Source organism: Sneathiella limimaris, assembly GCF_012932565.1.
Classification (GTDB): domain Bacteria; phylum Pseudomonadota; class Alphaproteobacteria; order Sneathiellales; family Sneathiellaceae; genus Sneathiella; species Sneathiella limimaris.
Genome location: NZ_JABBYJ010000001.1, coordinates 2,210,575 through 2,236,694, shown reverse-complemented (window position 1 = coordinate 2,236,694; position 26,120 = coordinate 2,210,575). Strand labels below are relative to the sequence as shown.

At 46.0% G+C, this 26,120-nt stretch carries 25 protein-coding genes; 14 read left to right on the top strand and 11 right to left on the bottom strand.

The window, feature by feature from the left end:
- Both smpB and dapA read right to left on the bottom strand, forming a co-directional pair.
- Positions 1–456 carry an SsrA-binding protein SmpB gene (gene smpB / locus HH301_RS10865; protein ID WP_169568925.1) on the bottom strand — a complete coding sequence of 152 codons (456 nt, stop codon included), beginning with the start codon at positions 454–456 and terminating at the stop codon, positions 1–3.
- Positions 457–475: 19 nt separating this feature from the next.
- Positions 476–1,351, bottom strand: a complete 876-nt coding sequence (dapA, locus tag HH301_RS10860; RefSeq protein ID WP_169568924.1) for a 4-hydroxy-tetrahydrodipicolinate synthase — start codon at positions 1,349–1,351, stop codon at positions 476–478.
- A 272-nt stretch (positions 1,352–1,623) separates the two neighbouring features.
- Between dapA and HH301_RS10855 the strand changes: the two genes are divergently transcribed.
- The 4 genes from HH301_RS10855 to pepN all read left to right on the top strand — a co-directional run bounded on the left by HH301_RS10855 (position 1,624) and on the right by pepN (position 6,645).
- The gene (locus tag HH301_RS10855; protein WP_169568923.1) at positions 1,624–2,997 is read left to right on the top strand and encodes a pilus assembly protein TadG-related protein; all 1,374 of its coding nucleotides are present in this window, start codon (positions 1,624–1,626) and stop codon (positions 2,995–2,997) included.
- On the top strand, positions 2,981–3,466 hold the full coding sequence (locus HH301_RS10850; protein ID WP_169568922.1) for a TadE/TadG family type IV pilus assembly protein: 486 nt from the start codon (positions 2,981–2,983) through the stop codon (positions 3,464–3,466). The genes HH301_RS10855 and HH301_RS10850 overlap by 17 nt, the downstream gene beginning before the upstream one ends.
- Positions 3,441–3,953, top strand: a complete 513-nt coding sequence (locus HH301_RS10845; RefSeq protein ID WP_169568921.1) for a TadE/TadG family type IV pilus assembly protein — start codon at positions 3,441–3,443, stop codon at positions 3,951–3,953. The genes HH301_RS10850 and HH301_RS10845 overlap by 26 nt, the downstream gene beginning before the upstream one ends.
- 97 nt (positions 3,954–4,050) lie before the next feature.
- The gene (pepN, locus tag HH301_RS10840; protein ID WP_206378267.1) at positions 4,051–6,645 is read left to right on the top strand and encodes an aminopeptidase N; all 2,595 of its coding nucleotides are present in this window, start codon (positions 4,051–4,053) and stop codon (positions 6,643–6,645) included.
- 17 nt (positions 6,646–6,662) lie between these two features.
- Here the strand turns inward: pepN and HH301_RS10835 are convergent, their stop codons facing one another.
- Positions 6,663–7,142, bottom strand: coding sequence for a GNAT family N-acetyltransferase (locus HH301_RS10835; RefSeq protein ID WP_169568920.1), 480 nt, complete (start codon positions 7,140–7,142; stop codon positions 6,663–6,665).
- A 167-nt stretch (positions 7,143–7,309) separates the two neighbouring features.
- Here HH301_RS10835 and HH301_RS10830 point away from each other — a divergent pair, with 167 nt between their 5' ends.
- The 7 genes from HH301_RS10830 to HH301_RS10800 all read left to right on the top strand — a co-directional run bounded on the left by HH301_RS10830 (position 7,310) and on the right by HH301_RS10800 (position 14,753).
- The gene (locus HH301_RS10830) at positions 7,310–9,535 is read left to right on the top strand and encodes a lytic transglycosylase domain-containing protein (RefSeq protein ID WP_169568919.1); all 2,226 of its coding nucleotides are present in this window, start codon (positions 7,310–7,312) and stop codon (positions 9,533–9,535) included.
- Between the two features lie 79 nt (positions 9,536–9,614).
- A complete protein-coding gene (locus HH301_RS10825; RefSeq protein ID WP_169568918.1) occupies positions 9,615–10,301 on the top strand; it encodes a haloacid dehalogenase type II in 687 nt (228 codons plus the stop codon).
- Positions 10,302–10,324: 23 nt separating this feature from the next.
- Positions 10,325–11,182, top strand: coding sequence for an alpha/beta fold hydrolase (locus tag HH301_RS10820; RefSeq protein ID WP_169568917.1), 858 nt, complete (start codon positions 10,325–10,327; stop codon positions 11,180–11,182).
- 2 nt (positions 11,183–11,184) lie between these two features.
- The gene (locus HH301_RS10815) at positions 11,185–12,159 is read left to right on the top strand and encodes a threonine ammonia-lyase (RefSeq protein ID WP_169568916.1); all 975 of its coding nucleotides are present in this window, start codon (positions 11,185–11,187) and stop codon (positions 12,157–12,159) included.
- 729 nt (positions 12,160–12,888) lie between these two features.
- Entirely contained in the window at positions 12,889–13,197 is a 309-nt protein-coding gene (locus HH301_RS10810; RefSeq protein WP_169568915.1) for a hypothetical protein, read from the top strand.
- A gap of 18 nt (positions 13,198–13,215) precedes the next feature.
- Positions 13,216–14,016: a DUF6065 family protein gene (locus HH301_RS10805; protein ID WP_169568914.1), complete on the top strand. Its 801-nt coding sequence runs from the start codon at positions 13,216–13,218 to the stop codon at positions 14,014–14,016.
- Between the two features lie 80 nt (positions 14,017–14,096).
- Positions 14,097–14,753 carry a 2-hydroxychromene-2-carboxylate isomerase gene (locus tag HH301_RS10800; protein WP_169568913.1) on the top strand — a complete coding sequence of 219 codons (657 nt, stop codon included), beginning with the start codon at positions 14,097–14,099 and terminating at the stop codon, positions 14,751–14,753.
- A gap of 16 nt (positions 14,754–14,769) precedes the next feature.
- On the opposite strand, the gene HH301_RS10795 is transcribed toward HH301_RS10800, so the two are convergent.
- From HH301_RS10795 to HH301_RS10760, 8 genes are all read right to left on the bottom strand, one after another.
- On the bottom strand, positions 14,770–18,168 hold the full coding sequence (locus HH301_RS10795; protein WP_169568912.1) for a tetratricopeptide repeat protein: 3,399 nt from the start codon (positions 18,166–18,168) through the stop codon (positions 14,770–14,772).
- Entirely contained in the window at positions 18,165–18,884 is a 720-nt protein-coding gene (locus tag HH301_RS10790; RefSeq protein ID WP_169568911.1) for an OmpA/MotB family protein, read from the bottom strand. The genes HH301_RS10795 and HH301_RS10790 overlap by 4 nt, the downstream gene beginning before the upstream one ends.
- Entirely contained in the window at positions 18,884–19,567 is a 684-nt protein-coding gene (locus HH301_RS10785; protein WP_169568910.1) for a hypothetical protein, read from the bottom strand. The genes HH301_RS10790 and HH301_RS10785 overlap by 1 nt, the downstream gene beginning before the upstream one ends.
- A gap of 20 nt (positions 19,568–19,587) precedes the next feature.
- Positions 19,588–20,250 (bottom strand): protein phosphatase CheZ, encoded by a 663-nt coding sequence (locus HH301_RS10780; protein ID WP_169568909.1) that lies wholly within the window; start codon positions 20,248–20,250, stop codon positions 19,588–19,590.
- A gap of 100 nt (positions 20,251–20,350) precedes the next feature.
- The gene (locus HH301_RS10775; protein ID WP_169568908.1) at positions 20,351–21,040 is read right to left on the bottom strand and encodes a MotE family protein; all 690 of its coding nucleotides are present in this window, start codon (positions 21,038–21,040) and stop codon (positions 20,351–20,353) included.
- 19 nt (positions 21,041–21,059) lie between these two features.
- Positions 21,060–21,515 (bottom strand): DUF6468 domain-containing protein, encoded by a 456-nt coding sequence (locus HH301_RS10770; protein ID WP_169568907.1) that lies wholly within the window; start codon positions 21,513–21,515, stop codon positions 21,060–21,062.
- A gap of 6 nt (positions 21,516–21,521) precedes the next feature.
- Complete coding sequence (gene fliM / locus HH301_RS10765) at positions 21,522–22,715, bottom strand: flagellar motor switch protein FliM (RefSeq protein WP_169568906.1); 1,194 nt, start codon at positions 22,713–22,715, stop codon at positions 21,522–21,524.
- 8 nt (positions 22,716–22,723) lie between these two features.
- Entirely contained in the window at positions 22,724–23,251 is a 528-nt protein-coding gene (locus tag HH301_RS10760) for a flagellar basal body-associated FliL family protein (RefSeq protein ID WP_169568905.1), read from the bottom strand.
- A gap of 333 nt (positions 23,252–23,584) precedes the next feature.
- Here HH301_RS10760 and flgF point away from each other — a divergent pair, with 333 nt between their 5' ends.
- From flgF to flgA, 3 genes are read left to right on the top strand one after another with little or no spacing between them, the layout of a single operon-like run.
- Entirely contained in the window at positions 23,585–24,307 is a 723-nt protein-coding gene (gene flgF / locus HH301_RS10755) for a flagellar basal-body rod protein FlgF (RefSeq protein ID WP_169568904.1), read from the top strand.
- A 14-nt stretch (positions 24,308–24,321) separates the two neighbouring features.
- Positions 24,322–25,107 (top strand): flagellar basal-body rod protein FlgG, encoded by a 786-nt coding sequence (gene flgG / locus HH301_RS10750; RefSeq protein WP_169568903.1) that lies wholly within the window; start codon positions 24,322–24,324, stop codon positions 25,105–25,107.
- Between the two features lie 33 nt (positions 25,108–25,140).
- Positions 25,141–26,100, top strand: a complete 960-nt coding sequence (gene flgA, locus HH301_RS10745; RefSeq protein WP_169568902.1) for a flagellar basal body P-ring formation chaperone FlgA — start codon at positions 25,141–25,143, stop codon at positions 26,098–26,100.
- Positions 26,101–26,120 lie beyond the last annotated feature (20 nt).

The following is a 26,120-nucleotide window of genomic DNA, read 5'->3' as shown; positions in this document are numbered from 1 at the left end:
TCAATGGTTTGCTTTCAGCAACCGCTGTTTTTCACGGCTCCAGTCACGCTTCTTCTCCGTCTCCCGCTTGTCATGCTTTTTCTTACCAGCAGCAATACCAAGCTTGACCTTCACTTTTCCGCGCTCATTAAAATAGAGAGACAAAGGAATAAGGGTCTTCCCTGCCCTTTGAACCTGTGCGAAGAGCTTTGCCAGCTCCCTCTTGTGTAAGAGCAGTTTTCTTGGGCGGGATGGCTCGTGATTGTAGCGGTTCCCAAAATCATATTCTGCGATATGCGCATTGACCAGATAAAGACCGTCATTTTCAAATGATGCATAGGATTCCTGAATGTTTGCACCACCGTTTCTCAGGCTTTTTACCTCGGTGCCAACAAGCATGATTCCAGCCTCAACATCATCTTCAATGAAGTAGTTGTGACGGGCTTTTCTATTTTCCGCTATCAGTTTCTGTGCCATCTCGCCCAGATAAGATCACTTAGTTATAAATGCCAGCGTGACGCATTGCATTTTCGATTAAAGGCTTCAGATTGTCCGGAATACCAACCAAAGGCAAGCGTACATCAGCTTTGCAATGCCCCAGCAGCGAAAGCGCATATTTGGCAGGAGCCGGACTTGGATACATAAAGAGAACTTTGTGCAGAAGGATCAATTTATCCTGTAAGGCCAAAGCTGTCTTATAGTCTCCTTTAAGAGTTGCTTCCTGCATATCGGACGCCAGTTGCGGCGCCACGTTGGACGTCACGGAAATACAGCCAACACCACCTTGCGCGTTAAAGCCAACCGCTGTTCCATCTTCCCCCGAAATCTGGATAAAGTCCTCACCGCAGTAGTGCCGCTGCAAAGCAACCCGAGAGACATCCCCAGTTGCATCTTTCACGCCGACAATGTTTTTCAGTTTTGCCAGCTCACCCATGGTCTCAGGTGTCATGTCGACAACACTCCGACCAGGAATATTATAGATGTAAATCGGAATATCGATCGCGTCATTAATTGCTTTGTAATGCGCATACATTCCTTCCTGGGAAGGCTTATTATAATAAGGCATTGCGATCAGAACCGCATCAGCGCCCGCTTTTTGAGCATGCTGACTTAGTCGGATGGCTTCAGTGGTGTTATTCGATCCAGCACCCGCCATTACAGGCACACGACCATCAGCTGCTTCAATACATAGATCAACAACGCGATCATGCTCAGGATGGCTTAAAGTAGGAGACTCACCAGTAGTTCCTACCGGCACCAGGCCTTTGGTTCCAGATTTTATCTGCCAGTCTACAAAGGATTGGAACGCCTTTTCATCCACACTCTCTCCATCAAAGGGAGTAATGAGTGCAGTGATTGATCCTCTAAACATGACAGTAACCTCAAGTTCCTTAAAAAAACGATTTTCTGAGCCCTAAAACAGACTTTTTGAAGGGCGGAGGAGAAACTTATAGACGGTCATATGCGTTTATCAAGTTCTAACTGCACCAACCTTCAAAATTGGGAAGTTTTCGCCGAATTTTGCTCAAATCCAAAGTTTAATAAAACAATTTATTAAATGTTCTTGGGTATATTTCAGCATAAATCTGATTTCTCGCATTCCATATTTGAATGCAAACAGTTTTAAGTGCCAGGAGTTCTCCGATGCAAGGGCCAATGAATTTCTTGAAGTCTCAAGATGGGAGTGTCGCCGTTTATGCTGCTCTGTTTACCGCAGTAGCTGTGGGTGCAGGTGCTCTTGCTTTAGACTACGGACGTCTCTCATTGCTGAGATCTGAAATGCAAAACTCTGCAGATGCTGCGGCTTTATCTGCCGCACGTTTTCTTGATGGAAGCGACGGAGCGCAAAACCGCGCCAGAGATGTTGCGACGAACTCCCTGACGTCCTTTAGCAGCGTGAGTAACGAGAACCTGACGGTGAAAAGTGTTAATTTTTACGCTTCTCTAAACCCGGATGTTCCTGCCACGACTGACAAGGAAGCAAAATTTATTCAGGTCCGCTTAGATGGATCTGCTGCAAATCTTATGTTTGCCCCTGTTGTTTCAATGATCACGGGTAAAGGTACCACTCAATCCCAAGAACTTGTTGCTGAGGCAACTGCCGGGCCAAACCCGTTTCTTTGTCATGCACCACCGCTCATGATTTGTGACTTCCTAGAAAACAGCCCTCCAATTGATCTGCGCTCTTCAGATAATTTTGGAAGAATGGTCGTCTTGAAAGAACCTCAAGGGGGCGGAAACTGGGCACCCGGAAACTTTGGATTATTGTCCCTACCCGACGGCTCCAGCGGAGCGAACCCAATTGAGGCTGCACTTGCAGCGGTGACACCTGAAGAGTGCTACAACATCACAATTGAAACAGCTCAAGGGTCCAAGACAAACAAGATTGTTGATGCGATCAATTCACGCTTCGACCTTCCCGGAAACCCTTGGCCTTATCCGGCACCAAATGTGATCAATTATCCAAGAGACGATGTCATCGTCGCTGATGAAAACTTGAAACTGGGTGACGGAAAATGGGACATTAATACCTATTGGAATGAAAAGCACAGCGGCTCATTGCCTGCTGATCTGCAACCTCACAACGGCAAGCAGGCAACACGGCTACAAGTCTACCTGTATGAGCTGGGTGAACCGTTCTGGCGAAATGGAAATATTACCATTTACCCCATTCCGACATCTGATAGCCTTCCATCCGGTTATAAAGAGGTCAAGAATACGACGAGCAAAGTCCCCCGTGACCTCTCCAATAAACATGACAATAACTACGATGGTGAGCCAAGCGATACTGTCGCGGCAAATGGTGCGGCTCGTCGCTTCGTGCAAGTAGCACAATTGCAATGCATTGCAGACAATATTCATGGCAATGGCCATTACCCGAATTCAGGTAACTATATTGAAGTCTTTCTGACTGAATTTGTACCGGACCCACCGAATGCTGCGATTTACGGTGAAATTGTCCGGGGCTTGACACCTTCGAATTCAGCGGAGTACCACGCGAATGTTAAGCTCTATTAGAAATTTCCGAAAAAATAGAGAGGGAGCAATCGCAGTCGAGTTTGCTCTCTATCTTCCTGTTTTAGTCGTCATCGTTTTTGGGATGATCGAGCTTGCAAATGCAGTTGTACAAGGCGCGATTGTAGAAAAAAGTATTCGAGCAGGCGCTCTCTATGCCGCTCGATCCAATCTGCCTCTAACCACGGCTCGCGAGACTGAAATTTCCAATATCGTCAAAACAGGTACAAATGATGGCAGCGGTAGCAACTTGGTCGCAGGATGGGGTAAGGCGAACTCCTCCGTTAGTGTTTCTATCAGTAATTACACCATGACCTCGGAAAGTTCAGTTACTGGCAGCAACTTGCTACCTGTCGTGACCGTAAGGGCTCGTGTGCCCTACGTGCCGCTCATCATTGGTTCTCTGGATTTTCTGGGCCTTACAAATTTTATGATAGATTTAACTCATGAGCAGGCGCATATCGGTGTTTAATTTCTCCAAATTCATCAAAGATACGAAGGGTGCAACTCTAGTAGAATTTGCATTTATTGGGCCACTGCTGGTGATAATCTGCTTCGCGCTTCTTGATTTCGTGAATCTATTTTTTCATTATCATCGCGCCGGCGAAGCCACACGCTTAATCGCACGTGAACTTGCAATCAGAAGCCCAATGGTTGCACAAGCAACTATGCTTGCAAATCCTAAAGTTGATTGTTCCAAGATCACCTGTAACGACATGACGGCTGTAATTACAGACGCGGTGAAAGTTCTCCCTGAACTCAAGACATCTAATCTTCACGTTACTTATGCCGCCCATGACATTGGAAATGTAGGATATTCGCTAGCGTACAAAACTCTCATCACAGTAGAACTCACTGGCTTGAACTATAATTTTATGATGCTGGGTTTGGTTCCGGGCGTTCCCAGTCAACTTCCTATCAACCCAAGCTCCACAACAATAATTGGCAACTGGTACTGACCAAATCTGATATTGTCAGATAAACAATCTCTGTGGCTTGAAAACTCACTTATTCTGACTATCCTTGAGTCTCAACCTGAGCGCAAAGGATTTGATAGTGACCTCTTCGGCTGCCACCCCCTCTACAATCTACTTAAAAGATTACTCCCCCCCATTATTCACGATCTCCGACATTTTTCTTACTGTTGAGTTGGGCGAGGAGGAAACTCGTGTGACCTCTGAACTGCAAATGAAGAGGTTGCAGGATGGTGGAAATCAAATCCATCTACACGGAGAGGATCTCGATCTTGTTTCGATAACTGTTGCAGACAGGCTGTTGGACAGTTCCGAATATACTCTATCGAGCAAGGACATAGCGTTTCTCGCACCGTCTGATGATTTCACAGTCAAAATCGTAACACGGATCAAACCACAGGAAAACACAGCCCTAGAGGGTCTTTATAAATCTAGTGGTAATTTCTGCACTCAGTGTGAGGCTGAGGGTTTTCGGAAGATTACCTACTTCCTTGATCGTCCGGATGTGATGGCGAAATTTACGACCAAGATCATCGGCGATCAAAACAAATACCCGGTCATGCTCTCCAACGGAAACTTGATTGAAAGTGGAAATTTGGAAGACGGACGGTTTTACAATCTATGGGTAGATCCCTTTCCAAAACCTGCCTATCTATTTGCTTTGGTTGCCGGTGACCTCGGTTCTGTTGAGGACAGCTTTGTCACGCGTTCAGGACGCCAGGTCAAACTCCAGATCTTTGTTGAAAAAGGAAATGAGGATAAATGCGCGCACGCTATGACCTCGTTGAAAAAATCGATGCGCTGGGACGAGGAGAAATATGGCCGGGAATATGACCTAGATATTTTCATGATCGTCGCTGTCAGTGACTTCAATATGGGCGCTATGGAAAATAAAGGTCTCAATATCTTTAACTCCAAGTATGTATTAGCCTCCAAGGAGACAGCCACAGATGCAGACTTTGATGGTATTGAGAGCGTTATCGCCCATGAATATTTTCATAATTGGACAGGCAACCGCATCACCTGCCGTGATTGGTTTCAACTCACGCTGAAAGAAGGATTGACTGTTTTCAGGGATCAGCAATTTTCTGCGGATATGAACTCAGCCGCAGTCAAGCGGATCGAAGATGTCCAAAGACTGAGAGCAGCTCAATTTCCGGAGGATGCAGGCCCCCTCGCCCATCCAATCCAGCCGCAGAGCTACGTTGAAATCAACAATTTCTATACCGCGACAGTTTATGAAAAAGGCGCAGAGGTCATCCGTATGGCGCACACCATCCTCGGAGAAGATAACTTCCGGAAAGGCATGGATCTGTACTTTGATCGACATGACGGCCAGGCGGTTACAACTGAAGAATTCATTGCGGCACTCGAAGACGGCAGCGGCATAGATCTCAAACAATTCAGAGAGTGGTATACCCAACCCGGAACTCCTGAGGTTTTTGTTGAAGATCAGTACGATCCAGAGAACAAATCCTACAGCCTGACTATTCGTCAACAGAACCCGAAAGCGGGTCCTAATGCCAAACCACTTCATATCCCTTTGGAACTGGGTCTTGTTGGCGCCAATGGCGATAACCTTTTAACCGGAATCCATGGAACCGGAAGCGAGATTTTCAATCTGAAAGAAAAAGAGGAAACTGTCACTTTCGAGAATATCTCTGAAAAACCAACCCCGTCTCTCTTTCGGAATTTCTCAGCTCCCGTGAAACTCAAGCAAAATCCTGCCGATGGAAACATGGTGCATCTGTTCAAAAATGACAGTGATCCATTTAACCGTTGGGAAGCTGGCCAACGCCTTGCGATCAAATGCCTGCTCGACATGATTGAGAGCCCGAGCCAGAATGCTCTACCACAATCGTTCATTAGTGCATTTGGTGATCTTCTGGATGATGAGTCCCTAGAGCCTGAGTTTAAGGCTGCTGCGATGACACTACCGGGCGAGCAGTTTATTGGCCAACAAATGGATATCGTTGATGTAGACACGATTCACGCACAACGGCAGAACGCCATTAAAACATTGGCCAGTACATATAAAGATAAACTTCAATCCATTTATCAATCGCATCATGGCAAAGATAGCGTCGGTGACCGGTCTTTGAAAAATAGTGCCTTGATGTTTTTGACATCCCTAAAAGAAGAGGAATTTATAAATCTGGCAACATATCAGTATTTCAATGCTGACAACATGACGGATCAAATTTCCTCCCTTAGCCGGCTGGTTGTCACCAATCATCCCAATCGGGAAAAAGTTCTGCAGGACTATTACGCGCGTTGGGAAAATGACGCACTTGTAATCGACAAATGGTTCACTTTGCAGGCAACGTCCTATCGCGATAAGGCAATGGAGGATGTGCAGGAGCTCCTCTCCCACCCTGCATTTAACTATCTCAATCCAAACAGGGTACGTTCCCTAATCGCTGCATTTGCAGCTGGAAACCCGAGACATTTCCACAAGACGTCTGGGGATGGTTACCGCTTCCTTAGCGATGCGGTTATTAAGCTGAACACTATCAACCCTCAAATTGCGGCCCGATTGATTGGCCCCTTGGGTCAATGGAAACGCTTCAGCGAGAAACGCCAGAATTTAATGAAAGCGGAGTTAGAGCGGATCTTAAAAGCGCCGAATATCTCAAATGATGTGTTTGAAATCGCCAACAAGAGTCTTAGAAACTAGAGAGAGTTAGTACCGCTTTATGACTTGGGATTCAGGAGACGAAATCTCAGGAATATTTGCCCATTAATTTGAACATCATCCTCTTGAAGGAACCCAAACCTCTCAAGGGCTTTATAGCTTGGTCGATAAGTGGGGAGTAAGATTGTAATGGATTGAATGTCCATTTCCTCAAACGCTTGCCGTTTGAAATATTGAAACACTTGCCCCCCACATCCCCAGAAATCCGGATGCAGCACAAGGGCAAAATCCACATCTTCCCCCTCTTGCTGCAACCCGCCCCAACCTGCAAACTTTCCATCAACAGATATAGCGAAGGGTCCAAACCCATTGACTTCCCACAACCTTTTCTTGCTTAAGAGAAAATCCTCACATGCTTTTTCGGTAAACTCACCAGAGAGTAGAGGCAGATAACGCCTGACTTCAGCGTTATTCATCAAGCTGAGAACTTTGCTCTTCTCAACAGAAAAAAGGTCCACAAATTCAACATTCTTTCCCATAAACTTGATCTAACTTCTTTCTGATCATTTCCATCCGATTGATAGTGACCCATGAACTTTGCCGGATCTTTTGAATACACTCAAATCACGATGAATTGCTTCCTTAACTCCCTCTTCATGATATAGTGTTAAAGAGTAGAGTATCCGCTTTGGAAACAGGATTGGATATGCAGGAACTAAACGCCGACATACTCAAATGTATCAAAAGCTCAGCACTGTCTGGAGCCATATTTTTGGCTGGTTTGCTGCCTTTAGAAGCGCATGCGAACCAATCATCTCAGTTAGACACTGATTCAATTGAAATTCGTTCGGCCATTAATTCCTCGCTAGATAACGCGAACATTCCAACGCCAACCCAAAAGCCAGAAAATGTTGCGCTGGTTGTTCCACCAACAAAACCTTTAGCTAATAAGCATATCTCTGATATTCCGACACCGCTCAAGCGGCCTGCCGGAATGCAGTTTGCCCCACCTCCATATGCCACGGGTCTTTTAACTTCAAAAGATAAAGCAGTTTATGAAAAAGCGTTTTCCTACCTGAGCAAATATAAATGGCGGCAAGCTGTTGCTGAGGCAGACAAAGCAACTTATCCGCTACCAGCCAAGTTTATTCGCTGGAGTTGGTTAAGAGCGTATAAGGGCGGCGCGACATTTGAGGAGATCACCAGTTTTGTGATCGACAATCCGGACTGGCCATACCGTCAAACCCTTCTTCGCAGGGCTGAGGAAGCCTTGATCAATCCGATTGATGCAAGAAGAACGATTTCCTGGTTCTATGAGCGCCCGCCGATCACCGGAATGGGCATGCAACGGTATGGAGAAGCATTGCTTGCAGTCGGTCAAGCGGAAGAAGGAAAAAAATGGATCCGTAAAGCCTGGCATGAAGGTAACTTTAGCAAGGGTCTAGAGAACAAGTTCTTACGCCAGCATAAAAAATTATTAAGCCTCGAAGATCACGAAAACAGGCTAGACAGGCTGTTGTGGGGGCGCCGCGCAGAAGATGCCATTCGGATGCTTGATCGTGTTTCATCTGACCAGAAAAAAGTAGCTATCGCTCGTATTCGGCTAATGCGCATGTCCAAAAATGTCGACGCTGGCGTTCGCCAGGTTCCAGATCAGCTGCAAAACGATTATGGCTTCATATTTGATCGGATTAAATGGCGTCGCAGAAAAGGCCGCGACGAAGATGCACAGTCCTTGTTGCTAAAAGTTCCGAGCACCGCACCATATCCAGAAATCTGGTGGCGTGAGAGGGAAATACAGGCACGTAAACTTTTGCGGAAGGGACACATTACAGACGCCTATCAACTTGCAAGTCAACACGGCTTGACGAGCGGAGCCAAGTTTGCGGAAGCAGAGTGGCTAGCCGGATGGGTCGCGCTTCGTTTCCTTCATGAATATGACGAGGCTTTGGCGCATTTTACCCGTCTTTACAACAACGTCAGTTATCCAATAAGCCGGTCACGCGGGGCTTACTGGATCGCCAGGTCCTATGCAGCTTTAAAAGACAAAAAGTCTGCCCGTTACTGGTATGAGCAAGGTAGCCAGTTCAGCTCAACTTTCTATGGGCAGCTCTCCATGGCTGAGCTCAATACAAATGAAGCTCCAGACCTCAAGAAAAAATCCTCCTTTGGATCTCAAGCCAAAAGTCGGCTTGACCAGGACGAATTGGTTCTCATTGTCAAAAATCTGGCCGAATTGGGCCAGGCACGATACACGCGCCCCTTCTTAATGAAATTAACTGAAAGGTCTCAGTCTGCAGAAGACTATGTGTATCTTGCTAAATTATCTGAAGAGATTGAGCGACCTGATTATTCAGTTGCGGTTGCAAAACGCGCCTCTCAACTTGGAACGGAACTTCCAGATATTAGCTGGCCAACTGCAATCGAGCTTCCTGAAGATGCCGCCATTGAGCACCCTCTCATTCTGGCTATTACAAGACAGGAAAGCGCGTTTGCAACAGATGCCGTCTCTCCTGCTGGTGCGAGAGGCTTGATGCAATTGATGCCAAGAACGGCGAAACACGTCTCCAAAAAGCTCAAACTTTCCTATTCCAGATCCCGTTTAATACAGGATCCCGCTTATAATGTAACTTTGGGTAGCAATTATCTAGGCAACTTGATTGATCGTTTCGATGGATCCTATATCCTTGCGATTGCCTCCTATAACGCAGGGGGCTCTCGCGTTCGCCGGTGGATAGAAGATTGGGGTGACCCACGCCGGGGTGACATAAACACAGTCGACTGGATTGAGCTCATTCCGTTCAGTGAGACAAGAAACTATGTTCAGCGCGTTATGGAAAACCTTCAAGTTTACAGACAGCTAACAGCTACACCAGAATATGAACTTGTACAGCTAGACATTGATTTGTCTCGGGGTGGACCTGCAAACTAAACGTTTGCTTGTTAAGCTTGCATTTCTTTTAAAAACCGACAAAATCCAGATGGGGCGCGCTCAAATACGGGAACCCAATATGACCTCTGGAAAACTAGAAGACATCAAAGCATGCGTTTTTGACGCATACGGCACTCTATTTGATGTGGATGCCGCCGCCCGTCAGGAACAGGAGGCTTTAGGAGATCAATGGAAATCAATTTCCGATGTTTGGCGGCTTAAACAACTTCAATACACTTGGCTTCGCAGCTTACAAGGAAACTATATTGATTTCTGGCGCGTAACGGGAGACGCCTTAGACTTCGCCTTGCAAAGTGCCAACATCTCTGATGGAAAACTGCGTGAAAGGCTCATGAACCTATACATGACCCTCACCGCCTATGAAGAAGTAACAGAGGTTTTGGAGAGACTAAAAGGCGCAGGCATAAAATGTGCCATTCTCTCAAACGGCTCTCCGGATATGCTGAAGGCAGCCGTCAATAACGCCGGCATTCATGACCTTCTGGATGGTGTCTATTCTGTGGCCAGCGTTAAGGTCTACAAGCCTCACCCTTCAGTATATGATCTCGCCGTAACTGGACTTGATCTGGATGCCCGCCAGATCAGCTTTCAATCCTCTAATGGATGGGACGCTTACTCCGCAAAAGACTATGGCTTCAAAACGCTGTGGTGTAACCGTTTCGGTCAAGCAGAGGAACGTTTGCCCTCATCTCCAGATTTTCAAATAACAAATTTAAGAGAGATGCTGCCGATCCTCGGGGTCTAGCAAAACAGGACTTTTTAAGTGAAATGAGTTACGTAGAAGATTATTACCAGTCAGAAGACGGCCTCAACCTCTGCTTCAGAAGTTATGGACATTCGTCTCAACGCCTTCCCATTATCTGCTTGTCAGGTCTGACCCGCAACTCGCAGGATTTTGATGAATTTGCTGAGACTTTCTCTAGAGACCGTCAAATCTTTACCCTTGATTACAGAGGTCGGGGAAAATCTGACTATGACCCCAATTATCAGAACTACAACCCACAAACCTATCTTCAGGATATATTCCGCTTCCTAGAGAGCCAGAAGATAGAAAAAGCTGTTTTTCTTGGAACTTCCTTAGGCGGCCTTCTCTCAATCGCAATCGGTGGCCTAGCCCCAAAATATGTTGGGGGAATTATCTTAAACGATGTGGGTCCTGAAGTTGCGAGTGCAGGTGGGAGCCGAATAGCCGGTTATGTTGGAAAGGATGTTCGCTTTCAGTCCCTTGAAGAGATAGCCGCGGCCCAGAAAGAACAATACACCTCAGCTTATCCTGATGTTGAGGACAGCTATTGGCTAGAGACTGCGAAAGTCAGCTTCACATATGATGATAAAGATAAAAACTTCCGCCCGAACTATGATCTTGGTTTGGGTAAAGCTCTGGTCGAACAGATTGAAGAGGGAAATTCAATCGACCTTTGGCCAGTATTTGAAAATCTCAAGAACATACCCATGCTTGCAATCAGAGGTGCGCTATCTGATGTTCTGAGTGAAGAAACTTTCCAGAAAATGCAAGACATCCTTCCCGAGATGCAACATATTACCTTACCCAACCGTGGACATGTTCCCCTCCTTAACGAGCCACAATCCCTCCAAGCTTTAACCCGATTTTTGGATAAAACATAAACATGACCCCTTCCCTTCAGTCGCTTAACCTGGCTCGGCAAACGCTCGATGGCCAGGCTGTCCTTACCCCTTTACTTGAATCTCCTGCCCTGAATGAAAAAATCGGCTTTAGACTGTTTGTTAAAGCGGAAATGCTCCAAAAGACTGGATCGTTTAAATTTCGAGGGGCTTTCAATGCAATTTCCCAATTGAATGACGAGCAAAAATCAAAAGGCGTCTTTGCTTACTCCAGCGGCAATCACGCTCAAGGTATTGCTCTGGCTGCAAAACTTCTTGGGACACATGCGACAATCTTGATGCCGGAAGATAGCCCAACCATAAAGAAAGAAAATACTAGAGGTTATGGTGCTGAGGTCCTCACCTATGATCGCTATACGCAGTCCCGAGAAGAAATCGGGCTTCAAATTTCCAAAGAAAAAGAGCTGACACTGATAAAGCCTTACGACAATCCAGATGTCATTTCGGGGCAAGGCACAGTCGGCCTTGAAATTGTCGATCAATTGAGTGAACAGAACTTAAAAGCTGATGTTATTACTGTTCCCTGTGGCGGTGGCGGACTGACCAGCGGCATCAGCATTGCTATCAAAGCGTTATCCTCTGGAACATGTGTATATGCTGCGGAGCCCGAAGGGTTTGACGATACAAAAAGATCGCTGGAAAGTGGGTCTCGTCTTTCGAATGACGGCAATCATAAAAGCATCTGTGATGCGATAGTCACTCCAATGCCCGGTGAAGTAACCTTTCCTATCCTGCGACAGAATGATGTGCGCGGCCTGACAGTATCAGAAGAGGACGTCAAAGAGGCAATGCGCGTCGCCTTTCACTATTTTAAGCTTGTCGTAGAACCTGGAGGTGCAGTAGCGCTTGCTGCGCTCTTATCAGACAAAATGGCTGAAAAGCCGACTGTCGCAGTTGCGGTTACTTCTGGGGGCAATGTAGATCCTGATCTCTATTGCTCCATACTCAGTTCTAAATAATGAAGACCGTTTACGAGGATCGAATTTTCTATTCGATGAATAAGAAGATTCGATCCTATTAGAAAGATTTCAAAATCAATTAATAAAAAAATTTTATCGCTTATTTTGATTGAGAGATCGTCGATCAATAAAAAACTGATCAAAAGCATTTGTGATCTTCAATCTCTATCCAAAACCTAACCCTATCAACAAGCCTATTCGGCGACACCACTTACATTAAATTACTATTAATTAGTGTTGTTACATTAGTATGTCATGCGCATATCAAATAAGTCAGGTCCATTTTTTTAAATTCGCTATCGCCCGTAACTTAATCTTTTCCACCAAATATTAAACATAAAATGAGACCAGTGATTTATGGTTAATATCTTAAGTGATTAGAAAAGAAATTGGTCTAAATCCCTCCCTGCTCTCCTAAACTTAATAAATATTAATTTAGCTAGAAATCTCGTTTTCAATCTTCGCAAAATTGGAAATTATAATTTATAAACAATGTTTTAAATAATTTTAGACTAGAAATTGAGTAAGAATAAACACCAATTCCCCTTCCCCAAAAATCAGCCTCGCACCTAAGCTTTACATTAATGAGAGAGCTTTCATAAGCTTGCCTAGTTTCATGTCAACTCAAGCCAGAAAAGCTTGAAGCCATAAATGTTGACGAACAAAACTAACGAGTAAAACAACCCTCTTAGAGGCAATTACTAGTCTACAACTGAAAAGGAAGCACTCATGGCTACTCTTAAATCAAACACTCAAAAAATCAAAACTGCTACTAAAGATTGCAAGTCGATCCAACTTGGTAATATGAGCCCTGCATTTAAGGTGGACCCTAAACACGCGTCAGTATCTGATAAAAAAAATATTCGCCTTGGGAATATGAGCCCTGCTTTTAAAGTTGAACAGTCTGCAACTCGAGACGAGGGTAAAGTACGGACTGGTAACATGAGCCCAGCTTTCAAAGTTGAAGATAGCAAAAAAGCCACCCAAAATTCCAACAAGGTACGTTTGGGCAATATGAGCCCTGCTTTTAAAATCTAACGAAGCTGGGATTGCTAAATGGGTATCCAATCCACATTGGAAAAACCAGATCCGGAGCAGCATGCTGCTCCGGATCCCCTCATTCGGTTCTATCGCCTCATTCAAGACACCCCTCTTCCTCAAAGAGCTGATCGATCTGCGGGTGGTTTAATTCCAACACGGGCCTTCCGCTACTGTGAACCAATGACAGCGGCATCTGCATTTGGATGGTATATCTTTCCACCTATGAATTTTCAGGTTCTCTGGACCGGGTCAGAGCTTTTCTGGCAATTTGATGAATGCGAAGATTGGTTGCCTCTAGGCGCTGCTCAATACCCCTATTTTTCGGATTTTTTTGATGATCATTGCCCGAAAGAACTTATGGGCTATGCACCGCCATTTATTTCGGCTGCACCTGAACCTGGTGTCCTAAAAGTTTGGAGTGGCCTTTTCGCCAGAACACGTCCTGGCTGGAGCAGCCTTGTTCGTAAGCCGGCCAATCTGCCGGGTCATCAAACGTATGAGCATTATGAAGGTATCATTGAAACGGACAGGTGGTTCGGACCACTTTTCATGAATTTTCGCCTAACAAAGACTGATCAACCTATTTTCTTCCAACGAGAAATGCCTCTTTTTCAGGTCCAGCCAGTTGAACGGCTCACCTATCAGGACAAAACTCTGAATAATTTTGAGACTATAGCCTCAATAGACGACTTCACAAACGAAGACTGGAATGACTACTACCAATTGGCTGTTGCACCGGGCACTCCTCAAGAACGGCCAAGAGGGCTTTACGCCAGATCTTCCCGAAAAAATCGAACTCCCTCCCCAGAAAAGTGACCGAAAATGGAGAGTTTATAGATTGTCTTTCGGCCAGGATTTGCCAAACTGGGCTCAATAACTAAAAAAGGAGCCTATCCATGACACTTGAGGCAGATCTCTTTTGGTCTTTTAGAAGCCCATACTCTTATCTCGCAACCCCACAATATAGACGGATGACGGAGGACTACGATCTAAAGATCAATGTCCGGCCAGTCTATCCAATTGCAATTCGAACCCCTGAATTCTTTAAATCCGTCAATCCAAAATGGATCCCTTATTTAATGCTCGATTGCAAAAGAATTGCTGATTATCGAGGCATGGGATTTAAATGGCCAAATCCAGATCCTGTTGTCATTGATCGTACAAATGGAACCATTGCCAAAGAACAACCCTACATCCGCATGATTACCCGTCTAGGGATGAAAGCGGTAGAAGCTGGCAAAGGACTTTCATTTATTGATGAAGTGTCCCGCTCCATCTTTGATGGGAGTACCACCAACTGGCATCTACCTGAAACATTGGAAAAAACTGTCGCCAGAGCAGGACTCTCTCTGACTGAGCTCACACAGCAGGTTGAAGGAAATGAGGATAAGATAGACGTAGATATTTCAAGAAACCAGGAAGCGTTGGACGACTCAGGTCATTGGGGGGTCCCCACTCTTGTTTTTAATGGAGAACCCTTCTTTGGTCAGGATCGTGTAGATCTTGCTCTATGGCGCATGAAACAACACGGACTAACAGCTCGAAAGAATTAATTAGCCTTCAGCCCGGTCAGTTAGTGGACCAGAACTCTCCTTTTTCGAGCTGCTCCCGATAGCCTGCCATAAAACTCTCTAACTGGCCTATTTTGGCAATTGCTGTCGAACGTTCGCGGAATGAGGTGTCTGCTCCATCAGAAGTATCTGTGATCAGATCAAATGCATCCAGATCGGGAGTGTTGACCATATGTTTACGGTATCGATCCCGCATATTGGCGATCCCTTGACGATCTCCGGCAAGACTTCTGGCAACAGCCAATTGCATTACCCTTTGACGATCACCATCAGTTAAAGACGCAGCTTTATTTGCTCCAGAATTCTCCAAAAGAACTTCAATCGCATCAATTGCTTTTGACCAGTTTTTGGACCGCCAATAAATATCCGACCGAAGTAGATCGGCGGTCTGACTGGTATCTCCTTCCAGCAGCTCCAATGCAGCATCATACCGCTCCAGGTCGAGACTTGCGCGTGCCTGAATATGTCGCCGCTCATCCTTTACCTTATCTGGCAAAGCTCTCCAGCGAGTTTTGTTGAGAATATCCAGGCTTTCTTTTGGATTCTCATTCCAAAGATGTACGACAGCCAACTTGGCACCTGTGACTGATTTTTGCGCTCCACTCAGGCGGAAATTAACCTGATGGTCAAGAAGCTGTGCAGCCTGCTCCAACAGATCGACCTTAATCAGCCGGTCAGCCAAATTACGGATCATAGCATCACCCTTGTCTCCTAAAGGAGTAAGCTCTCGAAACTCATAGTAAAGTGCCAAAGCTTTTACAGGTGGTAATTTGTCAGCGCCCCCTTCAAGGAATAACTGGATAAATAAGTCATTCATTTCCCGGGCAATATCCCGAGACAGAGGGTCTTTAGGGAAGGTCATCACGATACTTTTAAAGGTTTTCAAACCTTCACGCATTTCACCGCTGGCTATTTGCAAATCCCCAATCCGCTTCAAAATGTCCAACTCCAGCTGGTCTCCCCGCCAGGCAAAGGTCATTTTCTTAAACTCTTCAATGGCCTCTTCAGGTGAGATTTCTTCCTGAGCCAACATTGCATTTACGCGGGCGAAATTTGCTTTGGCGGTCACCGGACGGTAATCGAGTGCCATTGCTTGTTGAAACTTTCCAACGGCGCGACCAGGATCGCCTGATCTAAGAGCCGCAACCCCCTCCAGATATTCACGGCTGGCGGCAATCTTCTTATCAACGCCCTCACCAACGGCAGTTTTGATATCCTCAAGCGCCTTAATAGCTCCCTCGATATCGTAATCTTCAAGGGCGGTTTCGGCCGCCAGAATATTAAACTCGTTTTGCAATCCCTGATCGTAAACTGGAAATGCATCGCGACCAATCCGGATTTCAGACGACGCCTGCTTCCAATCCCCCTGCTTTGCAGCCAGCATAGCTCTCCAAGGGGCGACCTCTAAAACACCATTAAAGACAGGATCCATGAGGTCTTGCTCGGCTTCCTGAAGATGGTTCATGCCTAAATTTGACAACCCTCTGAGCAATCGGAACATCCCATCGTCATCTGCCCTCGGATCATCCAGTCTGACACGTTCCAGGACAGCGAGCGCATCCGCATAATATTTATGCCCGACAAAGAACCTGGCGAGCTCCATACGCGCACCATTCCGTCCAGCAGATGGAGAGCGCGCAACTCGTCGCTGCAATAACTGTTTTTGCTCCTGAAACTCGCGCATAGGAACCTGTCGCCAAGCCGCTAACTTCACAAGCTGGGCCTTATCCTTTTGCTTGCCAAAACGATCTGTCAAATCTCCATCCGCATAGAGATCCTCCTGAGAAATCGCACGTGCTAGCTGCAAGCCATCAGGCGCAGTGACCGAGACACCGTTTCTTTCAACCGCAATCTGTACTTTAGGATCCCGAGGGGTCATTGCGATCCCCTGAACGGATGGCAAGACTGTAAATTGAGTAAACGTCCGTGATCTGCCGACACCCCAACTTGGAGAATGGAGTGGAACAGCGATAATTGCATCACCGGCCTGCGGGTCCAACAGTTCCACACGATCGCCATTATTCACGGCTGGAATGAAAACACGGGCACCGCCTTGGGCAGCTGGTTGAGGTTGAATATCAATCGTATTCTTGATGACAGGCGCTTCAGCTAATCGGAAATCAACTCGCCACTCATTATCAATCCGTGTGACACTCGGGGTGTAGCCTTCACGGACGGACAGTCTCGCGACTGTTGCAGTCGGATGAGCAAACTGATTTTTTCTGATAACCAGAAACTTATAGGGCCCACCTAGGTTTTTGAAATCAAGGCGAACGGCTTTATCAAACACAATCCAATATTGACCAGCCCGTTCAAACAACGCCATTGCTGCTGATTGTTCCCACGGAAAGATTAAACGAAAACCATCTTTGAGATTACCAACATCAAGGACAAGTCTCTCCTCAGGTAGTGCCACATTAGCATTAGTGGATGCCATCTGGTCAGATTGCGGTATTAATGATCTTGGAGATGTTGTGTCCGCAACAGGCTCAACTTCCCTTTGTAGGACAGGTTCTTTTTCAGCAACAACAGGTTCAGTTACTTGAACCAATTCCTTTGGTTTTTCTGTTTCCTTCTTCGCAGGCTCGACCTCGACAGGCCTAATTTCAACAGGTTTTGTAATTTTGCGAACAGAGTTGTCAGATTTTTCTGTTAGTGCTTGAGTGGGCTCTTCTTTCTCAGTTTTCTGGGTTTCAGCCAAGGTTTTCGGCTGGAAATCGAAGGCTATGCTGTTTCCACTGCGAAAAGATTTAAGTGCAGTTGGCCCCTTTGTTGTGACCAACAAAACCGTTGCGGCATCTGTCTGGCTAACCTCAACTGATTGAATATGATCCGGTATATCGCGGGTAACATTTGAAAGATCCAGTTCCGCAGGCTTGGCAAATTGCAAAACAAACTGGTTTCCGTTCTCGCGAACGTCATAGTCAACGATTTGAGACCAATCGACCACCAACCGACTATATTTTGGATGATCCCCCGCACGCACACGGACTTTTTCAGATTGCCCCTTTGGCTTTACCAAATCGAGCGCTATAGCGGTTCCATAGACGGCATCTTTTAGCTGAAAACTACCCTTAAGTTTTAGTCTTAATGATTTGTTTTCATTTATAATTTCACCACTCTCCACATACTCATCAAGTATGCGAAGTGCAGACGTTAAATTTGCTTCAAAAGCTTCGGGAAAACGAACAACAAGATAGCCATTTTCAATTTCAGCTTCATATGATTGTAGTTTCTTCCAATCAAGCACAAGCCGCCCATATTCGGGATGCTCTCCAGCTCTAACCTCAATCGACGTTGCTGCACCAGCAATACCTGTCTGTATCGCAAACAAGAACGCCCCTAAAACAAGAAGGAGCATGAAGGAGCGAAATGAATTCTCGGCAAACATTCTCATCGATTGGCACCTTTTGCTTCCCGAATGACAATATCTATTCTCCTCGCTAGTTGGAAATTCTTTTCCTCACCATTAGAAGGATCCAATTCAAAATAACGAGAGTCCGCCAGTCCATAGACCTGTACCGGATATCCATAGCCAGCTTTTTCGAGCGTCTCAGAAACAGACACCGCGCGCGAAAGCGACAATGTCCAATTTGACAAAGCGTCCGGAGCCCTATTTTGGATAGGAACTGGATCTGAATGACCATAAACCTCTATACGGTTTTTCACGTAGCGAAGGGTTTCGCCCAGCATCCGAGTTGCATCCAAGAGTTTTCCAGTGACGTCGTTGCCGCCTTGCCCAAAGAAACTGTCGCCAATAAAGGAAATGATCAGGCGATCAGCAGCCTTAAAAACCTCCACATTAGTCAGCTCTTCACTGCTTGAAACTTTAGCTTTCAGAATATTCTGCAAATAGTCCAGATCAAACGCACGCTGTTCCGTAAACAGCTCAACATTTTCCTCTGCAGTTGGGCCAGTTTCTGTCTGTTCACTATTGATGTTTAGCGGGTTTCCCAGGAACTCTAGCACCTTTTCCCAGTTATCTCTTTTGATCTCGTTCATTGCAAAAACCAGAACAAAAAACGCCAATAATAACGCCAGCAAGTCAGCAAGAGACGTAAGCCACATTGTGTTCTGTCGTCGATTTGTCGGCTGAGGAAGCGGTTCAAACATTAATTTGCCCCCTCTTCATTTCTGAACTGATTGTTGAAGTTTTCCCGAATGTAGAAACGAAAGACAATTTCGTCTGTATTGGCATTCGTAAGCCCAACAAAAAAGTTCCGGGCAGGAACGCCTGCATCTAGGAGCAATGTGACCAAGCTATCAATGCGCTTAACTGTCAAGTTTCCCCGCATTTCAGCTGCCGCAGGTAAATCATTTCCAACATCCATGAGGATTTCCATGTCGGTTGGTACAATCCCTGAGCGCTTAATCAAAAGGCTCGCTGTTCGAGTGATTAGTTGTTCACGTGTATCCCTCACACTGGAGGTCCCATCGGGAAAAATCTGGCTGACAGGGATCCTGAACTGGAGAATATCCCCCTGCTTATTGATTTCACTCTGGACCAACGGTATTGCGGTTTCATAAACCTGCTTCAGTTCCGCATGAAATGTCGCTGTTCCAAGGTCTTTGGACTTAAACTCTGTAGATTGCGCTTCGGACTGAACCTTCTCTTTTCCTTTAAACGTTACATCAATACTACCAATTACCGAGCGAATTCGCTCTTCCGCAGGTTCAGAGATCGATGTCAAATAAATGAAAAAAGCGAGCAGCAGGAAATACAGCGCAACAAACACAATAGTCGTGTTTTTGTTAGCCGTTCTTTCTTTCGTAATCTGCTGAGAATACCCTAACATTGGAACCGGTTTTCCTGTTTTCAGTCAAAACTCGCTAGCAAGGCATCAATATCGTCCTGGGATACCCCTTCGCCCTCTTTTTGTGGACCGTTTAGCAAATCGGCATCAGGACGTTCATCTGCTTCCTTATGCACACCAGAAACATCTTCGCGGTCTTTTTCTTTGTTAACCGGTTTACCCATGGACTCAGCCATCTTGTTGATCACTGCTTCAATATGCTGCAGGGTTGAGACAACTTTGTTTATCCTTTGACCTGTGATGTCCTGAAAGTTGGAAGCCTCATATATCTTAGTAATAATGTCGGTGATGCGCTCTTCTTTTTCGCCCCCGATATCAGCTCCAATTTCGGAGAGAGTTTCTGCCGCATCCAGAAATGTATTCGTAGCTTCTTCAGTCGCTTCGACAATAGCGCTCAGTTCATCTGTCGCTGCCGGGATATGTTGTTCACTAATTTCCTGAGGTTGTAGGCTGGCAATCTCGCCTCTGGCTTTCTTGATGAAATCGACCAGTTCCAGGATCTGACCCTGTATATGAACCTGAGGCGCACTGATATCACCTTCGACATTGCTCATCAGCTTTTCAACGAGATCAGCAACCTCATCAATATTAACGGTCGGCCCCATCTCTTCACGAATAGTTTCAACCCGGTTGGAAAGATGTTCGGCAAAAACTGCTGAATCCATAATGTCACCTGCTTCCTATACACTTCGTATCCGGCACCAAGATTACCCTAGCTTTCTTAATCACAGGTAAAATCTAACTCGCCTGAAATCTACTTTAAGATTAGCCGTTCTCACCTTTTACATCTGGCAGCTGCTTGCGAGTCGCCAATTCAATCGTCAGCTCTTTTGCGCGTTTCCCGTCCATTTTGCCTAGAATTGCTGCTAGCGCCCGCTCTTTCATCAAGCCCGTAATATCCAGCAGAACATCCATATCCAATGAGTTAAAAATACTAGCCGCATCTTTGGGTTTCATTTTCTCGTAAATAGAAACCAGGCTCTTCAGCTTTTTCAGTTCTTGCTCATCATATTGCTTCAGAAGGTCCTGAATAGTTGCCTCGATCTCTTTCAACTTGGCAATTTTCCCATCAATCCGCTTCTCTGTCGCCTGCAGGAGATTATCTCGCATGTCCAATTCTTTTGACCGAGCATCTAGCTGCACACGCCGTTCAGTCAATTTCTGCAGCACCTCAATTTCACTACTGCTCAGATCTGTCGCATCGAAGGATGCAGCTTCTGAAGACTGTTCACTCTCTAAAGCCGTTTCCTGATTGGCCTCGCTTGTGGTCTCAGATGTTTCGCTATTATTTTCAGTAGCTTCCGGCTTTTCGTCTTCCTTCGCCTGAGCTTGAACAGAAGCAACATTGACGTCGACAAACAAACCTTGCGCACTGTTCCATACAGTACTGACCTTCAAGCCAAAGACCAAAACCATGGCAATAATTGTTACGGGTAAAATTCGAAGACTTTTCATAATCTGATTTCCTGAAGCCCTATTTGGACTTGGTCAACATCTGCAACAATTCTCTTTCGGCGTCCGTGCGCGGCTCAGTATCGGAACTGATGTCAGCTTCCTCTGCATCCGGCGCCTCTGGCGCTTGAGAAGAACTGATCTTTTTACCCACACCATCAACACTTTCCTGAAGTCGATCCGCAATCCGCGAACTGGAAACATTGATCAGTTTCAATTCTTCCAGAAGACCCTTCGCCTCATCCACTTCTTTCTGCAGGCTGCCACCCAGCTCTTCACTTGTCTTTCTCAGCTCTTCAATCCCGAGCTTGGATTTCACTATTGCCCGATCAAATTCGGCGGCAACCTTGTGCAATTCAGACTGCGCATCTCGCATAACGGACAATTTGCGGCTCAAACTCACGCAATAGCCGATGCACGCACCGAGCATGAGAATTAACAATAGATCCAGAATGAGCGAAATTGATAAAGATTCCATTACCCGCTACCCCAAATGCCGCAAGGTACGATCAACTTTGACAGCAATATTTTGGCCTGCGCGTCCCATTTTTCCAGACACCATTCCAACACCACCACATCGAAGAACTACAGGACTTTTGGGTGACGCATTCAGCATGATCGTATCCCCAATCTCAAGACTGAGAATTTCGTTCAACGATAGCTGCTGCTCATCCAAAACAGCTTGGATGTCAACTTCAGTTGCCCAAAGTTCTGTCGCCAAGTGATTTTCCCAAATACTGTCACGACCAAACTTTTCACCCATAAACATCTGCAGAAGAAGTTCACGAACAGGCTCAAGGGTCGCATAAGGAAGAAGCAATTCCAGACGGCCGCCACGATCTTCCATGTCAATCCGCAATTTAATGAGGATCGCAGCGTTGGCAGGCCGCGCAATCGTTGCAAAGCGTGGGTTGGTCTCTACCCTCTCCTGCGTGAAAGTAACGGGGCTAAGCGGCTCGAAAGCAGCGCACATGTCATGCAGGATAACGCCGACCATCCGCTCAACCAGATTTCTTTCAATCGTTGTATAAGGGCGACCTTCAATTCGCATAGCCGCTGTACCACGGCGTCCTCCAAGCAGAACGTCCACAATGGAATAGATCAAGGAACTATCTACCATGATCAAACCATAGTTATCCCATTCTTCCGCCCGGAAAACGCTCAGTATTGCAGGCAGCGGGATTGAGTTCAGATAATCACCAAACCGGATGGAAGTAATATTATCAAGGCTCACTTCTACGTTGTCAGAGGTAAAGTTCCGAAGAGAAGTCGTCATCATGCGAACAAGGCGATCGAAAACAACTTCCAACATTGGAAGTCGTTCATAGTTCACCAGAGCAGAATTGATAATGGCTTTGATGCCGGATTTCTCGTTAGAGCCATCCCCATCCATATCGAAACCAAGAAGACTATCGATCTCGTCCTGGTTTAGAACACGGGTTGAGTGGCCGCTGGAGGCTTCACTGATACTTGCGCCTGCCGGCGCTTCTTCTTCAGCTCCGCCCATAGCCGCAGCCATGTCCATATCACCGTCATCGCCATCTGCTGCCATGGCGGCAGCCATATCCATTTCGCCGTCATCGCCATCCGCTGCCATAGCAGCAGCCATGTCCATTTCTTCTTCGTCGGCCTCTGCTGCCATTGCAGCAGCCATATCCATTTCGTCGTCGTCAGCCATGAAAACTCCTACTGGACAAGCATTTCTTTGAACAACACGTCCTTGACCTGGATCGGGTTGACGGAAGTGTTGATGCGATAAAGCAGCTCTTCCTTTAAACGATAAGTTCCGGCTGATCCTGCAAGATCCTCACGGCGCAATTCTCTGAGATAAACCTGGAAATTATCCATTACACGCGGCATCAGTTTTTCCAATTCAGGTAAAACTGTCTCATCATCCAGTTCCAATGAGACTGATAATTTCAGGAAACTTGCATCAGATGTAGAAGAACTCAAATTAACGAGCATGTCTGGCATGTCATAAAAAACAACAACCTTTTCGACTTCCTCTTCAACAGGCTCTTGTTCTTCCTCAGCAACTTCTTCACTGTCAAACACGCCAGCAAAATAGGCGCCGCCAACACCGCCGCCAATCAGCAGCAATGGAAGGAGGATAAACAGGATTAGGACTTTACCACTCAGGCCCTTTTTCTTGACCTTCTCGGTGCCGCCATCTTCACCTGTTTCAGGAGACTCATTTTGATCTTCGTCTGCCATTAGGTACCGGTCCCACAACTATTTGTCTGTTACAGATGCTCTAACTCTAAATAAACTTGGTTAATAATAAGTTTCCAATGAAAGCTTTGTATAGCTTTTTTGATATTATAGCTCTCGCAAAATGCAACCGTAACTAATTACCCACACATTGATCTCCTCTGTCTTGAGATAAAGGTGGCAAAAATTACCGACTAATCGGAATTTTGTTCAGCTTACAGTCCCTCTTCCGATCACACGAATTTCATAAGTCATTGTTTTATATGAATAATATTTTTGGCACGCCTTATGCATTAAAGGTGGCAAGTGTAATTTTTGCCAGAAAGGCGGAGTTAAATGGAGAATGCAGTATATGTCGGCTTGTCCCAACAAATGGCGCTAAAAAGGCACCTGGACATCGTCGCAAATAACCTGGCTAACATGTCAACGACCTCATTTAAGAGCGTCAGCCCGGTATTTGAAGAATATCTGCAAAAGGATCAGCCCAATGCCAAGATCTCTTTTGTTCAGGACTATGGTGTCTATCACGATCAAAGCGAAGGTCGGATTTATGGCACAAACCGGCCACTCGATTTTGCGATCGCTGGTGACGGTTTCTTTACAGTCCGGACAGAAGAAGGAATTCGCTACACCCGCAATGGTAACTTCAAACTAGACCCTGAAGGGTTCCTGGTTACCAGCAATGGCGACTTTGTTGTCGATGAAGGCAACGATACCATTCAAGTCGACTTGACAAATCCAGACATCGAAGTTGCTGCTGACGGAACGATCAACCTTGGTACAGAAGATGTTCTGAAGCTCGAACTCGTCACTTTCGACAACAACCAGCTCCTGACACAAGTCGGTAACGGTTATTACGATGCTGGACGGGAAAATCCGTTTCCGGCCCCGAATGCAAAAGTTCTGCAAGGAAGTCTGGAAAGCTCCAATGTCAATCCAATTCTGGAAATGACCACAATGATTGAAATTCTTCGTGCTTATGAGTCCGCCCAGAAACTTCTGGACGCTGAGCATGAACTGCAAATGAAGGCAGTCGATACACTGCCTGCAATGAACTAAGAGAGGGTATAAGTATGCGTGCACTTGGAACAGCAGCAACTGGCATGTTGGCTCAGCAGCTCAATGTAGATGTGATCTCCAACAACATTGCCAACATGACAACAACCGGCTTTAAACGGCAAAGAGCTGAATTTCAGGATCTTCTCTATCAAGATCTGCGTCGGGCTGGCGCCTCATCTTCCGATGCTGGTACGATTGTCCCATCCGGTATTCAGATCGGTGTTGGTGTTAAAGCGGCATCCGTCTATCGGATTACTGATCAGGGTGGTATGGAATCCACCGGCAACACATACGACTTGGCCATACAGGGCGACGGTTTCTTCCGGGTTCTGCTTCCATCAGGGGAAGAAGCTTACACTCGGGCTGGATCATTTCAGATCAGCCCAACTGGCGAGATTGTAACGCAGGATGGATATAGCGTTTTGCCATCCATTTCCGTACCACAGGATGCCTTGAGCGTAACCGTCAACTCTAGCGGTGAAGTCCAGGTTAAAATCGATGGTCAGGTAGACCTGCAGACAGTTGGACAGCTCGATCTGTCAATTTTCTTCAATGAAGCTGGCCTGCAGCCATTAGGTGAAAACCTTTACAAAGAAAGTACTGCATCAGGCGCCCCTAGCACAGGAGCTCCAGGCTCCGTTGGTTTTGGTACAATTCGCCAAGGATATCTGGAAAGCTCCAACGTGAATGCTGTGGGTGAAATTACAGCCCTCATCAGCGCCCAGCGAGCCTACGAAATGAACTCAAAAGTTATTACGACAGCAGACGAAATGATGTCTGTAACCAATCAGCTTAGATAAGCCGAAAATCTCTTAATATAGAGGATTGAAACCATGAAGCATTTCACAAAATTAATAGCAGTGTTGATTAGCATGGCAAGTTTTGCCTACTCAGCTGCTGCCGCACAAGTGACCTTGAAACACAATATTGTGGTTGAAGGTGAAAGCGTGACCTTTGGAGATGTTTTTCATGGTGCCGAAGGAAAATCTGATTACGTAATCGCGACAGCCCCACTCCCAGGCAAAAGTATTGTCTTCAATGCATCCTCTCTTGCATTTGTTGCCAATAAGCACGGTCTGAAATGGCTGCCGCAACAATCCATCAGTCAGATCGTTGTCCATAGACAAGGGCAACAAATTCCTGAGCAACAAATTCTTCAAGAGATCCGAAACACACTGGAGCTTGAAATGGGAACTTCTGAATTTGAGGTTGTCATGGGGCGTCACACACAGCGGATAACTGTTGCTCTTACAGAAGATCCTTTGGCTGCGGTTGAAACGATTTCATACAATCGGGATAAAGAAACCTTTGTTGCAGTGCTTGTTGCTCCAGCGAATTCAGACAGCCCTCGCCGCTTCAGAGTATCGGGCAACTTCTACCCACAGATTATGGTTCCTATAACCTCCAAGCTCATTGTCGCTGGTGATGAAATCACAGAAGAGAATATTGACTACAAGCCAGTCCGAGCGAGCAAGGTTAAAAGAAACATCGCACTGCGGATTGAAGATGTAATCGGTAAAGCCCCTAAGCGGACTATTCGTACTGGCGGCACGATCAGCCTTAATAATCTTGGTGAACCCGTAACCATCTCTAAGGGGAAACTTGTTTCTGTCACCTTAAAACGCGGTGGACTTGCTCTGTCAATTACAGGGCGTGCGCTCGAAAGCGGATCCACAGGTGATGTGATCCGGGTTGAAAATATCGCAAGTCGGAAACCTATCCAGGCTGAGATTATCAGCGACCAAGAAGTCAGAATTGTAACTGCCCAGCAATTGTTGGCTGGCATTCAGTAATCCAATAAGTGGAGATTAGA